Genomic DNA, 12,781 nt, shown 5'->3' on the forward strand with positions numbered 1-12,781 from the left:
GATCTCCGGCTCGCGAGTCTGCGGGCAGGGCCGGTTCCCGCCGCTACGTTGAATGACGTATTCGCGCATACGCCACTGATTTCTAAAGTTCCAGCCATGGTGCTCGGGGCACCGTCCGATGCACTGTGATGGTGCGCGGCCTTCCTTTCCAACAACCTGCCTGGAGTTTCCTGATGTCGCGTGATTCCGATCTTTCTCTCGATGCCCTGGCATTGCGCCGCCGCCGTCTGCTGCAGGGCGCCGCCGCGCTGCCTGTGATGGGCCTGAGCGGCCTGAGCTTCGGCCAGGGGCAGTTCCCCACGGCCAAGGTCAACACCACCAAGCTCGCGGTCACCGACACCGAAGTCACGGTGGGCCAGCTGCATTCGTCCACCGGCACCATGGCCATCTCGGAGACCGGCTCCATCCAGGCCGAGCAGTTGGCCATCGACCAGATCAACGCCATGGGCGGCGTGCTGGGCCGCAAGATCAAGGTCATCAAGGAAGACGGCGCCTCCGACTGGCCCACCTTCGCCGAGAAGTCGAAGAAGCTGCTGGTCAACGACCACTGCGCCGCGGTGTTCGGCTGCTGGACCAGCGCCTCGCGCAAGGCCGTGCTGCCGGTGTTCGAAAAGGAAAACGGCCTCTTGTACTACCCCACCTTCTACGAAGGCCTGGAGCAGAGCAAGAACGTGATCTACACCGGGCAGGAGGCCACGCAGCAGATCATCTGGGGCCTGGACTGGGGCGCGAAGGAGAAGAAGGCCAAGACCTTCTTCCTGGTGGGCTCCGACTACATCTGGCCGCGCACGTCCATGAAGATCGCGCGCAAGCACATCGAGAACTTCCAGAAGGGCTCGGTCAAGGGCGAGGAGTACTACCCGCTGGGCCACACCAACTTCAACTCGCTGATCAACAAGATCAAGGTCGCCAAGCCCGACTGCATCTTCGCGGCCGTGGTGGGCGGCTCGAACGTGGCCTTCTACAAGCAGCTCAAGGCCGCGGGCATCACCGGCGACAAGCAGTTCCTGCTCACGCTGGCCGTGACCGAAGACGAAATGACCGGCGTGGGCGGCGAGAACTTCGCGGGCTTCTACTCGTCGATGAAGTACTTCCAGTCGCTGGACAACGAGAACAACAAAAAATTCGTGGCCGCCTTCAAGGCGAAGTACGGCAAGGACGCGGTGATCGGCGACGTGACGCAGGCCGGCTACCTCGGCCCTTGGCTGTGGAAGGCGGCGGTGGAGAAGGCCGGCAGCTTCGACGTGGACAAGGTGGTCGCGGGTTCGCCGGGCATCGAGCTGAAGACGGCGCCTGAAGGCTACGTGAAGCTGGATGCGAACCACCACCTGTGGAGCAAGGCGCGCATCGGGCAGGGGCAGCTGGACGGGACGTTCAAGGTGGTGGCGGAGTCGGCTGAGTTGATCAAACCCGATCCGTTCCCGAAGGGCTACCAGTAAGTCTTTGCCTTTCTCCCTCCCCCTCTGGGGGAGGGCAGGGGTGGGGGCAAGCGGCCTTTGATGAAGCCTTGCGTTTGCGAGAGCCGCTGAGCCCCCATCCCAACCTTCCCCCAGAGGGGGAAGGGGCCAACACCCAACACCCGATACCCAAAACCGGAACCAGTCGCCATGACTCTGTCGGACATGATGAACATCGGCCTCATGCAGGGCTTCGCGGGGCTGAGCCTCTTCGCGGTGCTGCTGCTGATGGGCCTGGGCCTGGCGATCATCTTCGGCCAGATGGGCGTGATCAACATGGCGCATGGCGAGTTCATGACCATCGGCGCCTACTCGATCTACCTGGCCGCGCGCGTCACCGAAAGCCTGGCGCCGGCGTTCATGCCGTACTACTTTCCGATCGCCATCGGCCTGGCCTTCGTGTTCGCCTTCATCGTCGGCTGGATCGTGGAGTGGGTGCTCATTCGCCATCTCTACAAGCGGCCGCTCGACACGCTGCTCGCCACCTGGGGCGTGAGCCTGGGGCTGCAGCAGATCTTTCGCACCTTCATCGGCCCCAAGGAAGTGAGCCCCACGCTGCCCGAGTGGCTCATGGGCTCGTGGACGCCGCATGAAGGTCTCGACATTCCCATCAACGGCCTCTTCGTGCTGGCGCTCACCGCGCTGGTGACGGCCGGCGTGCTCATCGCGCTGCACAAGAGCCGCTGGGGCCTGCGGGTGCGCGCCACCGTGGCCAACCGCACGATGGCCAACGCCACCGGCATCGACACGAAGAAGACCGACCGCCTGACCTTCGCCATCGGCTGCGGCATTGCCGGCGTGGCGGGCGCAGCCTTCACCACCATCGGCTCGACCGGGCCGACCTCTGGCTCGCTCTACATCGTGGACGCCTTCCTGGTCGTCACCTTCGGCGGCGCGGCCAGCCTGCTCGGTACCGTGGTCTCGGCCTTCGGCATTGCGCAGACGCAGTCGATCTCCGAGTTCTTCATGACCGGCTCGATGGCCAAGGTGCTGACGCTGTCGCTGATCGTGCTGATCCTGATGATGCGGCCCCAAGGCCTGTTCGCCGTCAAGGTCCGCCGCTGATGAACCCGATTCCCTTTTGGAGAACGTTCCGATGAATTTCATCAAGGCCTCGATCCTGCGCTACCAGCTGGGCAGCCTGCTGCTGCTGGTGCTGCTGCTGGCGGTCGTGCTGCCGCTGTCGCTCGACATCTTCCGCCTCAACCTCGTGGGCAAGTACCTCACCTACGCCTTCGTGGCCGTGGGGCTTGTCATGGTGTGGGGCTACGGCGGCGTGCTGAGCCTGGGGCAGGGCGTGTTCTTCGGCATCGGCGGCTATGCGATGGCGATGTTCCTCAAGCTCGAAGCTTCCGACCCCATCACGACCAAGATCCAGTCCACGCCCGGCATTCCGGACTTCATGGACTGGAACCAGATCACCGAGCTGCCGATGCTGTGGCTGCCGTTCAAGAGCCTGCCGCTCAGCCTGATGCTGGTGGTGCTGGCGCCGATGGCGCTGGCCTGGCTCGTGAGCTTCGCGATGTTCAAGCGCCGCGTGGGCGGCGTGTACTTCGCGATCATCACGCAGGCGGTGGCGCTCATCTGCACGGTGCTCATCATCGGCCAGCAGGGCTACACGGGTGGCGTGAACGGCATGACCGACCTGAAGACCATGCTCGGCTGGGACACCCGCACCGACAGCGCCAAGTACATCCTGTACTACGTCTGCGTGGGCCTGCTGGTGCTGAGCATCCTGCTGTGCCGCTGGGTGCAGACCAGCAAGCTGGGCACGCTGCTGCTGGCCATGCGCGACAAGGAAGACCGGGTGCGCTTCTCGGGCTACGACGTATCGAACTTCAAGGTCTTCACCTTCTGCCTGGCGGCCGGTCTCTCGGGCATCGGCGGTGCGATGTTCGCGCTGCAGGTGGGCTTCATGTCGCCGAGCTTCGTGGGCATCGTTCCTTCCATCGAGATGGTGATCTTCTGCGCCGTGGGCGGCCGCATGAGCCTGGTGGGCGCGGTGTACGGCGCGCTGCTGGTGAACGCGGGCAAGACGCTGTTCTCGGAGAGTTTTCCGGACCTGTGGCTGTTCCTGATGGCGGGGCTCTTCATCGGCGTGACCATGGCCTTCCCGATGGGGTTGGCGGGTGTGTGGGAAGAAAAGATCCGCCCCTGGTGGAAGTCGCGCCGGCAGGCGTTGCGTGACGCCGCGGTGAAGCCGCCTGCAGCCACCGTGATCGCCACGCCCAGCGAAACCACACCCGAGCCCACGCTGCCCGAAGGCGTCGGCAGCCAGCGCGCCTGACCAAGGACCCATGCCATGAGCAACACAGACTTCGCCCTCGCGGTGGAAGACCTCACCGTGTCCTTCGACGGCTTCAAGGCCATCGACGACCTGACGCTGTACATCGACAGGAACGAGCTGCGCGTGATCATCGGGCCCAACGGCGCGGGCAAGACCACGCTGCTCGACCTGATCTGCGGCAAGACCAAGGCCAGCGCCGGCAGCATCAAGTTCAAGAACACCGAACTTACCAAGATGGCCGAGCACAAGCGGGTGCGGCTGGGCATCGGACGCAAGTTCCAGACGCCGTCGATCTACGAGAACCTGAGCGTGTTCCAGAACCTGGAGGTGTCGTTCCCCAAGGGTCGTTCGGTCTTCGGCGCGCTGGCCTTCCAATGCGACGACGAGGTCAAGAGCAAGGTGCAGGCCATCGCGCAGGAGATCGGCCTGGCCGATCGCCTGGACACCGAGGCCGGCCTGTTGAGCCATGGCCAGAAGCAGTGGCTGGAAATCGGCATGCTGCTGATGCAGGAGCCCGAGCTGCTGATGCTCGACGAGCCCATCGCCGGCATGAGCGCGCGCGAACGCGAACTCACGGCCGACCTGCTCAAGCGCATCTGCCAGAACCGTGCGGTGATCGTCATCGAGCACGACATGGCGTTCGTCAAACAGATCGCGCACAAGGTCACCGTGATGCACCAGGGAAAGATCCTGGCCGAAGGGCCGATGGAGAAGGTGCAGGCGGATCCCAAGGTCATCGACGTCTATCTGGGGCACTGAACCATGAGCAACATCATGCTGAAGGTCGAAGACCTGCACGTCGCCTACGGCCAGAGCGAGGCCCTGCACGGCCTCTCGTTCGAGGGCCATGCCAACGAAACCATCGCCATCATGGGGCGCAACGGCATGGGCAAGACCACGCTGTTCAAGAGCCTCATGGGCATCCTGCCCTTGAAGAGCGGGCGCATCGAAGTGGCGGGCCAGGACGTGTCGCGCGACGAAAGCTTCAGGCGCGTGGCCAAGGGCATTGCCTATGTGCCGCAGGGCCGCATGATCTTTCCGACGCTGACGGTGGAAGAGAACATCCAGACCGGCCTGGAGAACGCGAAGACACGGCGCATTCCCGAAGAAATCTACGCGCTGTTCCCGGTGCTGTGGGACATGAAGAGCCGCAAGGGCGGCAACCTGTCCGGCGGGCAGCAGCAACAGCTTGCCATTGCGCGCGCGCTCGTCACCGACCCCAAGGTGCTGCTGCTCGACGAGCCCACCGAAGGCATCCAGCCTTCGATCATCAAGGACATCGCCAGGGCGCTCAACGAGATCCGCAAGCTGCGCGGCATCACCATCGTCGTGTCCGAGCAGGTGCTCAGCTTCGCGATGGACGTGGCCGACCGGCTGTTCGTGATCGAGGGCGGGCGCCTCGTGCACGAGACCGCGCGCGACAAGACCGACGTCGACCACATCAAAGCCTACCTCTCTGTTTGACCACAACCCCAGGAGCCACTGCAAATGACGGACACGCTGATCAAGGTCGACCTGACCAAGCCGCCCACCGAGAACGAGAACATCCACAACCGCTGGCACCCGGACATTCCGATGGCCTGCTGGGTCAATCCGGGTGACGACTTCATCCTCGAGACCTTCGACTGGACCGGCGGCTTCATCAAGAACAACGACAGCGCCGACGACGTGCGCGACATCGACCTGAGCACCGTGCACTACCTGTCGGGCCCGGTGGGCGTGAAGGGTGCCCAGCCCGGCGACCTGCTGGTGGTCGACCTGCTGGACATCGGCGCCAAGCAGGACAGCCTGTGGGGCTTCAACGGTTTTTTCTCCAAGCAGAACGGCGGCGGCTTTCTCACCGACCACTTTCCCGAAGCGCAGAAGTCGATCTGGGACTTCAAGGGCATGTTCACCAGCTCGCGCCACATTCCGCGCGTCAACTTCGCGGGCCTGATCCATCCCGGCCTCATCGGTTGCCTGCCCGACAAGCCCATGCTCGACATGTGGAACGAGCGCGAGCAGAAGCTCATCGACACCGACCCGGACCGCGTACCGGGCCTGGCCAACCCGCCCTTCGCCGGCACCGCCCACATGGGCAAGATGACCGGTGAAGCGCGTGCCAAGGCCGCAGCCGAGGGCGCGCGCACCGTGCCGCCGCGCGAGCATGGCGGCAACTGCGACATCAAGGACCTGTCGCGTGGCTCGAAGGTGTTCTTCCCGGTGTATGTGGACGGCGCGGGCCTGAGCGTGGGCGACCTGCACTTCAGCCAGGGCGACGGCGAGATCACCTTCTGCGGCGCCATCGAGATGGCCGGCTGGGTGCACATGAAGGTCACGCTCATCAAGGGCGGCATGGCCAAGTACGGCATCAAGAACCCGATCTTCAAGCCCAGCCCGATCACCCCGCAGTACAACGACTACCTGATCTTCGAGGGCATCTCGGTCGACGAGAGCGGCAAGCAGCACTACCTGGACGTGAACGTGGCCTACCGCCAGGCCTGCCTGAACGCCATCGAGTACCTGAAGAAGTTCGGCTACTCGGGCGCGCAGGCCTATTCCATCTTGGGCACGGCGCCGGTGCAGGGCCACATCAGCGGCGTGGTCGACGTGCCCAACTCGTGCGCCACGCTGTGGCTGCCCACGGGCATCTTCGACTTCGACATCAACCCGAATGCCCTGGGCCCGATGAAGATGCTCGACGGCAGCGTCGACATGCCGCTGTCGCCCGACGTGCGCTGAACAAGGACGCCACGGCATGCCCACCTACGACTACGCCTGCGGGCAGTGCGGCGGCTTCGAGGCGCTGCGGCCTTCGGGCCTGCGCGACGAGCCGGCCGCATGCCCCGATTGCGGCGGGGCCGCCCCGCGCGTGCTTGCCGCCGCACCGCGGCTTGCGCTCATGGCCTCCGGCACGCGCCACGCCATGGAAACCAACGAACGCGCGCGGCACGAGCCGGGCAGCTCGCGGGACTATGCGCGTTTCAAGCACCCGGCGGGGTGCGGCTGCTGCAGCACTTCTTCGAAGCGCGGCGCCACGGTGACGGCGCCCAGCGGCGCGAAGTCGGCGCCTTCGAGGCGGCCGTGGATGATCAGCCACTGAGGGGTGCCATTTCCGGTCGAAATGTGTTCACCCGTGTCGCGCGCCTTCGGTTCGCGCGTTCCTGCCCCAGCTGTTTCATCGGGAAACGCTGGGGCAATCCCTATTGACCTGCTCAATTTCAAGGGCGGCATTGTTTCAATACTGTGAACGCCGCGGTTCCTTTTGCAGCCGTTTTTCGGGTCGCTCCAGGATCAAACTTCTCCTCACCAACCAAACACCTGAAGGAGATTGAAATGAATGCCTCGAAGATCCTCGCCGCTACTGCTCTCTCGCTCCTGGCTGCCGCCGGAGCCCATGCAGAAACCTACGACGGCGTGCACGTCGTGAACTCTTCGGTCACCCGCGCCGAAGTCGCACCGCAAGCCGCTGCCGCCGCACGCGCCGGCAACGAGTACAGCGATGCCTCCGCCGCTGGCGCCCAAGCCTTCACGTCGACCGCCAACCGCGCGACCGTGCAAGCCGAAGCCGTCGCCAAGGCGCACGACCCGCTGGCCAGCCTCGACCGCCGCGCTTTCTACCGCGACGAAGTGCCGCAAGCCTACAAGAAGCCCAGCGTGTCGTTCACGCGCCAGGCCGGCCTGTAAGCCACAGCCACGGCACCTTCGGGTGCTGAACAGGAACGGGCCTTCGGGCCCGTTTTTTCGTGCGCGCAGCTTTTCCACAAGCTGCGCGACATGCGCGCCCGGCGCCAGCGATGCGGTCAGCCCGGGCGACGCGCTGCCCAACAAGTTCACCAAGCACTTTCAAAATATACGCATTGAGTATATATTTGCGGCCCATGAACATGCCGCAACAGGTGCTCCTTCGCGACGCGATGCGTCAACTCAACATGACACGCGATGCGTTCGCAGAGCGCATCGGCAGCCGAAGAAGGGCGCTGGACGCCTGGCTGCTGCCCGACGAATCCAATGAATTCAGGGCCATGCCCGAAGTCGCGCGGCGCTTCGTGGGCGAAATCCTGGCCTCCGACGGTCGGCGCGGTGAGTATACGCAAAGCGCACATGAAGGCGCCTTGCGCAAGGCCACCGCCGTCGACGGCGCGCACCACCTGCTGTCGGTCAGCCAGTTCAACCGCGACGCCATCGACGAACTGTTCCAGCTGGCCGACGTTATGCAGCCGATCGCGCGCCGCCGCAAGGTCAGCCGCGTGCTCGAAGGCGCCGTGCTGGCCAACCTGTTCTTCGAGGCCAGCACGCGCACCCGCGTGAGCTTCGGTGCGGCGTTCTGCCGGCTGGGCGGCTCGGTGTGCGACACCACGGGCTTCACCTTCTCGTCGATGGCCAAGGGCGAGTCGATCTACGACACCAGCCGCGTCATCAGCGGCTACGTCGACGCGATCGTGGTGCGGCACCCGGAGCAGGGCTCGGTCGCGGAGTTTGCGCGCGCCACCAATGTGCCGGTCATCAACGGCGGCGACGGGCCGGGCGAGCACCCGAGCCAGGCGCTGCTCGACCTGTACACCATCCAGCGCGAGTTCTCGCGGCTGGGCAAGCTGGTCGACGGCGCGCACATCGCGATGATCGGCGACCTGAAATACGGGCGCACGGTGCATTCGCTCATCAAGCTGCTGTCGCTGTACCGCGGGCTGAAGTTCACGCTGATCTCGCCGCCGTCGCTGGCCATGCCCGCGGAGATCGTCGAGGCCGTCAGCCGCAACGGGCACGTGGTCCAGACCGCGGCCACGCCCGCGCAGGCGCTGGCCGGCGCGGACGTCATCTACGCCACGCGCATCCAGAAGGAGCGCTTCGCGCACGACGAGGTGCTGGAAGGTTTCGACAACGCCTTCGAGGTCAACCATGCGCTCGTCGAGTCGGCGTGCAAGCCCGAAGTGGTCGTGATGCATCCGCTGCCGCGCGACGGCCGCCCCGGTTCGCACGACCTGAGCGTGGACCTCAACAACGACCCGCGCCTGGCCATCTTCCGCCAGACCGACAACGGCATCCCGGTGCGCATGGCGATCTTCGCCACGCTGCTGGGCGTGGACAAGCTCGTGAGCCGCTCGATGCGCGACGCCGCGTGGACGCCGCCCTCGCACATCGGGCCGGACGACAGCGTGTTCCACGGGCTCGACTGAGCCCGCGGCGACGCATGCTTCAGGTGTGCGCGAGGATGTTGACCAGCTTGCCGAACGGGTCGCGCACGTAGAAGCGGCGCACGCCCCATGGCTCATCGACCGGCCCGTATTCGATGGCGAAGCCGGCGGCCTTCATGCGTTCGAAGGCGGTGTCGACGTCGTCGACCTCGATGGACAGGTCGGGCACCGGCGTGCCCGAGCCGCCTTCGGCCGCCACGCTGAGCTGCACTGCCATGTCCGCTTGCGAGCCATAGGTCTGGATCCAGCCGTGGTCCATGAGCAGGTCGAGGCCGAGCACGTCCTTGTAGAAGACGGCGGCGCGCGCCGGCTCGGGCGTGGCGATGTTGGCGACGATGCGTTTGACTTTCATGGCGTGGGCTTCGTGATGGTGAAAGTGCGGGGCCGGCTGTCGCGCTCGACGTGCAGCAGATCGCCCTCGATGCGCATGCCGGTCCAGCGCTCGGTGTGTCCATTGCCGTGCACGATCTCGAGGCTGTCGTGCGACAGCATGCGGTAGCTGAAAAGCGGCGCGGTGACGGGGCCGTCCTTCACGCCCATGGTCGCGGCCACGTGGCCCGTGGCGTTGAAGTGGTAGCGCTCGATGAGCGTGTCGCAGACGAGGTCCAGCGTGTGGCCGAAGAGGCGTGTGATGTCGATGGTCGGCATGGCTCGGGGATTCTGCCCCGGCACCGCGTGCTCAACCAGCCATGCGCCGGTACGTCAGCAACCGCCCCCGATACGCCAGCCGGTCCACGCTCGCAAGCTGGTCCAGCCGCTGCTCGCGCATGCCGAAGCCTTCGTCGGCCATCTGCCGGTTGAAGGCTGGCCGGTTGCCGCGGTCGGGGTCGACGATCCACACCTCGGCGGCGGGGCTGGTGTGGCGGCCGATGAAGGCGGCGAGCAGGCCCCGGGCGTCGCGCTCGTACAGCAGGTCGCTGCCGATGACGAGGTCGAACAGGCCGTGCACGTCGCCGGCCAGGCCGGTCTCCTGCATGCCCCAGTGGCCGCGGCGGTACTTCATGGGCGGCAGGGCGTTCAGGCGCAGGTTCTCGAGCAGGAAGCCCGCGGTGAGCGGGTGGCAGTCGCTCGCGGTCATGTCGTTGCCGCGCCGGTGGCCGACCAGGCTGGCGAGCGCGAGGCCGCAGCCGATCTCGAGCACGCGCGTGCCCCGCACCACGGGGTGCACCGCCATGCGCGCGGCCAGTTGCGCGCCCGAGGGCCACAGCAGCCCGAACATCGGCCACGACGCGGAAGAGATGCCCTGCGCGGCCGCCGTGCCCAAGGGGTCGGAGAACTGCTGGCGGTCGAGCAGCGACCGGATGACGAGGTCGTCGGCACCCGCGATGGCGATGCGCTCCAGCTTGAGTAGGTAGCCCGGCATCGAAGGGTGCGGGGTCTCGCGTGCGAGGCCCCGGTGCAGCAAAGGTGGGCCAGTATGCGCCCTGTGCGGCGGGGCATCCGCTCACGCGCGCCTAAGTGGCCCGTCACCCGCGCCTAAGCTGCCTCTCACGGGCCGGTAAGAGCACCGTCCTAGAGTGAAAACACCGTCATCACTCAAGGAGACAACCATGAGAGTCCGTACCCTGACCCTGTGCATCGCCGCCGTGCCGGCGCTGGTGCTCGCCTCGTTCGCGCATGCGAGCGGCTACGCCGACCCTGACTATCCGCAGGCGTCGCATTCCACCATGTCGCGCGATGCGGTCGCCGCCGACGCCATGCGCGCGAACAACGGCATGCATTCGACCGAGGTCCTCGAATCGCAGGTGGCCACGCCCGTGTCGGGTCTGGACCGCGCGCAGGTGCAGGCCGATGCCGTGCGCGCGAACAACAGCATGCATCCGACGGAGGTGCTCGAGTCGCAGGTGCAGGCGCCCGTGGCATCGGCGAACGCGCCCGCGAGCACCAGCGGCGAGTGAGCCGTCGGCGCTTCGCGCCGCGATGCATGAAACCGCCATCGGGGGCGGGTAAGCTCGCGGCCCATGAAGCGCAACAGCACTCCCAGCATTCCCGGATCTGTCGGCGGCAAGGCTTCTGCAGCCGGCAGCAGGACGTCGGCGGCGCCTGCCGCCGCCGCCCCCGCAACCCCTTCCGCGCCCGCCTCCGAAGGCCCCGACGTCCAGGTGTCCGCCGTGCTGGCCCGCATCCAGGCCTTGTGGTCGTCGCTGGGCCCGGTGGGCCAGCGCATCGCCGACTTCATCGTCAAGAACCCGCGCGAGGTGGTGCACATGTCGGTCAGCGAGGTGGCCGAGCGCACGGGTTCCAGCGAAGGCAGCATCGTCGGCCTGTGCAAGAACCTGGGCGCCACCGGCTTCCAGCAGATCAAGATCGCGCTCGCGCAGGAACTGGTGCGGCCGGTGCAGTTCATCCATGAAGACCTCGACCCGCAGGACAACGCCACGGCGGTGATCCGCAAGATCTTCCAGAGCAACGTGCAGACGCTGCACGACACCGAGGCCACGCTCGACGCCAAGGCGATGGAGCGCGCGGTGAAGCTGTTCCGCAAGGCCGAGCGCATCGAGGTCTACGGCATCGGCAGCTCGGCCACCATCGCGGAAGACGCGCACTACCGCATGCTGCGCATCGGCCTGAACGTGAAGCTGGCGGTCGACTCGCACGTGCAGGCCATCAGCGCTTCGCTCACCGATGCGAAGACGGCCGTGCTCACCATCTCGCATTCGGGCAGCTCGCACGAGACGGTGACGGCCACGCGCCTGGCCAAGGAGGCGGGCGCGTCGACGGTGTGCATCACCAATTTCGGCAAGTCGCCGATCCAGGCCTATGCCGACGTGCTGCTGTTCACCATGGCGCGAGAGACCCACTTTCGCACCGAGGCGATGACGAGCCGGCTCGCGCAGCTGGCGATCATCGACGTGCTGATCGCCTGCCTGGCACTGTCGGACTACGACACCTCGGTGCGCACGCTGCGCCAGACCTTCGACGTGCTGTCGCTCAAGCGGTACTGAGACGGAGACGGAGACGGAGACGGGGCAGCGGCGATTTCCGCGGGCTCGGCGAGCAGCCCGGCCACCGAGGGCGCGACCGCGCCGCTCGCCTGGCCCACCAGCACGCACGCCATGCCCAGCCGCGCGGCGCCCTCGGCGTCGGTGAGCGGGTTGTCGCCGACCACCACCGTGTCTTCGGCGCGCGCGCCCAGGCAGCGCAGGCCTTCCTCGAACAGCAGCGGCGCGGGCTTGCCGATCACGCGCCAGGGCTGCACGCCGCTGGCCGCGACCACGGCCGCGAGCAGCGCGCCGGTCTCGGGCACCACGCGGCCTTGCGGGCCGGGGTGGGTGGCGTCGGCATTGCTCACGACCAGGCGCGCGCCGCGCAGCAGCTCGTTCACCACCAGCGCGAGCCGCGCGTGGCTGAAGTGCATGTCCAGCGCGAGCAGCACGAAGTCGGCATCGGCCTGCACCTGCTGGCAGCCCAGCGAACGCGCGAAGCGCTGCAGCGCCGGGCTCGCGGCCAGCAGCACGCGGGCGCCGGGGTGTTCGCGCGCCAGCTGCCGCACGGCCAGCTCGCCAGCCAGCACGATGCGCTCGGGCGGCACGCGCAGCCCGAGCCGGCGCAGGCGTTGCGACAGGCCCGGCGCGGTGTGCGTGGAGTTGTTCGAAACGACGGCGTAGCGCCCGTCGAAATGCGCCAGCAGTTCGGCCGCGCCCGCAATGGGCTCCTGCTGGCGCACCAGCGTGCCGTCGAGGTCGACCAGCAGGTGGCGGGCCCGCGCCAGGCGGGCATCGGTGACCACGCTGCCTCGGCGGTCATGGCCCGCGGCGGTCCCTGGTGTCTTGGGGTTGTTGCTCATGGCGGCGGATTGTATTGAACATTGCTCAGTGTTTTATTGAATTTAGAATGAGTAAATTTCATTTGCTTGTCATCTT

At 66.4% G+C, this 12,781-nt stretch carries 15 protein-coding genes; 11 read left to right on the forward strand and 4 right to left on the reverse strand.

The window, feature by feature from the left end; all coding sequences use genetic code 11:
* Window positions 1-173 precede the first annotated feature (173 nt).
* From urtA to ACSFBM_RS05665, 9 genes are all read left to right on the forward strand, one after another.
* Window positions 174-1,439 (forward strand): urea ABC transporter substrate-binding protein, encoded by a 1,266-nt coding sequence (urtA, locus tag ACSFBM_RS05625; RefSeq protein ID WP_435435740.1) that lies wholly within the window; start codon window positions 174-176, stop codon window positions 1,437-1,439.
* 168 nt (window positions 1,440-1,607) lie between these two features.
* Window positions 1,608-2,522 (forward strand): urea ABC transporter permease subunit UrtB, encoded by a 915-nt coding sequence (gene urtB, locus ACSFBM_RS05630; protein ID WP_435483485.1) that lies wholly within the window; start codon window positions 1,608-1,610, stop codon window positions 2,520-2,522.
* Window positions 2,523-2,553: 31 nt separating this feature from the next.
* The gene (gene urtC, locus ACSFBM_RS05635; protein ID WP_435483486.1) at window positions 2,554-3,744 is read left to right on the forward strand and encodes an urea ABC transporter permease subunit UrtC; all 1,191 of its coding nucleotides are present in this window, start codon (window positions 2,554-2,556) and stop codon (window positions 3,742-3,744) included.
* Window positions 3,745-3,759: 15 nt separating this feature from the next.
* Window positions 3,760-4,503, forward strand: coding sequence for an urea ABC transporter ATP-binding protein UrtD (gene urtD / locus ACSFBM_RS05640; protein WP_435435744.1), 744 nt, complete (start codon window positions 3,760-3,762; stop codon window positions 4,501-4,503).
* A gap of 15 nt (window positions 4,504-4,518) precedes the next feature.
* Complete coding sequence (urtE, locus tag ACSFBM_RS05645; protein ID WP_435483730.1) at window positions 4,519-5,208, forward strand: urea ABC transporter ATP-binding subunit UrtE; 690 nt, start codon at window positions 4,519-4,521, stop codon at window positions 5,206-5,208.
* Between the two features lie 24 nt (window positions 5,209-5,232).
* A complete protein-coding gene (gene fmdA / locus ACSFBM_RS05650; protein WP_435483487.1) occupies window positions 5,233-6,465 on the forward strand; it encodes a formamidase in 1,233 nt (410 codons plus the stop codon).
* A 16-nt stretch (window positions 6,466-6,481) separates the two neighbouring features.
* Complete coding sequence (locus tag ACSFBM_RS05655; RefSeq protein WP_435483488.1) at window positions 6,482-6,826, forward strand: FmdB family zinc ribbon protein; 345 nt, start codon at window positions 6,482-6,484, stop codon at window positions 6,824-6,826.
* A gap of 233 nt (window positions 6,827-7,059) precedes the next feature.
* Window positions 7,060-7,410: an alpha/beta hydrolase gene (locus ACSFBM_RS05660; RefSeq protein ID WP_435483489.1), complete on the forward strand. Its 351-nt coding sequence runs from the start codon at window positions 7,060-7,062 to the stop codon at window positions 7,408-7,410.
* Between the two features lie 194 nt (window positions 7,411-7,604).
* Window positions 7,605-8,900, forward strand: coding sequence for an aspartate carbamoyltransferase (locus ACSFBM_RS05665; protein ID WP_435483490.1), 1,296 nt, complete (start codon window positions 7,605-7,607; stop codon window positions 8,898-8,900).
* A 19-nt stretch (window positions 8,901-8,919) separates the two neighbouring features.
* Here the strand turns inward: ACSFBM_RS05665 and ACSFBM_RS05670 are convergent, their stop codons facing one another.
* Genes ACSFBM_RS05670 through ACSFBM_RS05680 form a run of 3 tightly spaced genes read right to left on the reverse strand, consistent with a single transcriptional unit; the run spans window position 8,920 to window position 10,281 of the window.
* Window positions 8,920-9,270 carry a VOC family protein gene (locus ACSFBM_RS05670; protein ID WP_435483491.1) on the reverse strand — a complete coding sequence of 117 codons (351 nt, stop codon included), beginning with the start codon at window positions 9,268-9,270 and terminating at the stop codon, window positions 8,920-8,922.
* Window positions 9,267-9,566, reverse strand: coding sequence for a hypothetical protein (locus ACSFBM_RS05675; RefSeq protein ID WP_435483492.1), 300 nt, complete (start codon window positions 9,564-9,566; stop codon window positions 9,267-9,269). Before ACSFBM_RS05675 ends, ACSFBM_RS05670 begins: the two co-directional genes overlap by 4 nt.
* A 31-nt stretch (window positions 9,567-9,597) precedes the next feature.
* Window positions 9,598-10,281, reverse strand: coding sequence for a class I SAM-dependent methyltransferase (locus ACSFBM_RS05680; RefSeq protein WP_435483493.1), 684 nt, complete (start codon window positions 10,279-10,281; stop codon window positions 9,598-9,600).
* A 187-nt stretch (window positions 10,282-10,468) separates the two neighbouring features.
* Here ACSFBM_RS05680 and ACSFBM_RS05685 point away from each other — a divergent pair, with 187 nt between their 5' ends.
* Both ACSFBM_RS05685 and ACSFBM_RS05690 read left to right on the forward strand, forming a co-directional pair.
* Entirely contained in the window at window positions 10,469-10,816 is a 348-nt protein-coding gene (locus ACSFBM_RS05685) for a hypothetical protein (protein ID WP_435483494.1), read from the forward strand.
* Between the two features lie 63 nt (window positions 10,817-10,879).
* Window positions 10,880-11,863 carry a MurR/RpiR family transcriptional regulator gene (locus ACSFBM_RS05690; protein ID WP_435483495.1) on the forward strand — a complete coding sequence of 328 codons (984 nt, stop codon included), beginning with the start codon at window positions 10,880-10,882 and terminating at the stop codon, window positions 11,861-11,863.
* Here ACSFBM_RS05690 and ACSFBM_RS05695 read toward each other — a convergent pair.
* Window positions 11,800-12,705: an HAD-IIA family hydrolase gene (locus ACSFBM_RS05695; protein WP_435483496.1), complete on the reverse strand. Its 906-nt coding sequence runs from the start codon at window positions 12,703-12,705 to the stop codon at window positions 11,800-11,802. The two genes, ACSFBM_RS05690 and ACSFBM_RS05695, sit on opposite strands and share 64 nt — an antisense overlap.
* Between the last annotated feature and the right edge of the window lie 76 nt (window positions 12,706-12,781).

The organism is Variovorax pasteuri (genome assembly GCF_051216435.1).
GTDB lineage: Bacteria > Pseudomonadota > Gammaproteobacteria > Burkholderiales > Burkholderiaceae_C > Variovorax.

Excerpts from the sequence above, each read along its gene's own strand:
- urtA (WP_435435740.1), top strand. The coding sequence starts at position 174 with ATGTCGCGTGATTCCGATCTTTCTCTCGATGCCCTGGCATTGCGCCGC.
- urtB (WP_435483485.1), top strand. The coding sequence starts at position 1,608 with ATGACTCTGTCGGACATGATGAACATCGGCCTCATGCAGGGCTTCGCG.
- urtC (WP_435483486.1), top strand. The coding sequence starts at position 2,554 with ATGAATTTCATCAAGGCCTCGATCCTGCGCTACCAGCTGGGCAGCCTG.
- urtD (WP_435435744.1), top strand. The coding sequence starts at position 3,760 with ATGAGCAACACAGACTTCGCCCTCGCGGTGGAAGACCTCACCGTGTCC.
- urtE (WP_435483730.1), top strand. The coding sequence starts at position 4,519 with ATGCTGAAGGTCGAAGACCTGCACGTCGCCTACGGCCAGAGCGAGGCC.
- fmdA (WP_435483487.1), top strand. The coding sequence starts at position 5,233 with ATGACGGACACGCTGATCAAGGTCGACCTGACCAAGCCGCCCACCGAG.
- ACSFBM_RS05655 (WP_435483488.1), top strand. The coding sequence starts at position 6,482 with ATGCCCACCTACGACTACGCCTGCGGGCAGTGCGGCGGCTTCGAGGCG.
- ACSFBM_RS05660 (WP_435483489.1), top strand. The coding sequence starts at position 7,060 with ATGAATGCCTCGAAGATCCTCGCCGCTACTGCTCTCTCGCTCCTGGCT.
- ACSFBM_RS05665 (WP_435483490.1), top strand. The coding sequence starts at position 7,605 with ATGAACATGCCGCAACAGGTGCTCCTTCGCGACGCGATGCGTCAACTC.
- ACSFBM_RS05670 (WP_435483491.1), bottom strand. The coding sequence starts at position 9,270 with ATGAAAGTCAAACGCATCGTCGCCAACATCGCCACGCCCGAGCCGGCG.
- ACSFBM_RS05675 (WP_435483492.1), bottom strand. The coding sequence starts at position 9,566 with ATGCCGACCATCGACATCACACGCCTCTTCGGCCACACGCTGGACCTC.
- ACSFBM_RS05680 (WP_435483493.1), bottom strand. The coding sequence starts at position 10,281 with ATGCCGGGCTACCTACTCAAGCTGGAGCGCATCGCCATCGCGGGTGCC.
- ACSFBM_RS05685 (WP_435483494.1), top strand. The coding sequence starts at position 10,469 with ATGAGAGTCCGTACCCTGACCCTGTGCATCGCCGCCGTGCCGGCGCTG.
- ACSFBM_RS05690 (WP_435483495.1), top strand. The coding sequence starts at position 10,880 with ATGAAGCGCAACAGCACTCCCAGCATTCCCGGATCTGTCGGCGGCAAG.
- ACSFBM_RS05695 (WP_435483496.1), bottom strand. The coding sequence starts at position 12,705 with ATGAGCAACAACCCCAAGACACCAGGGACCGCCGCGGGCCATGACCGC.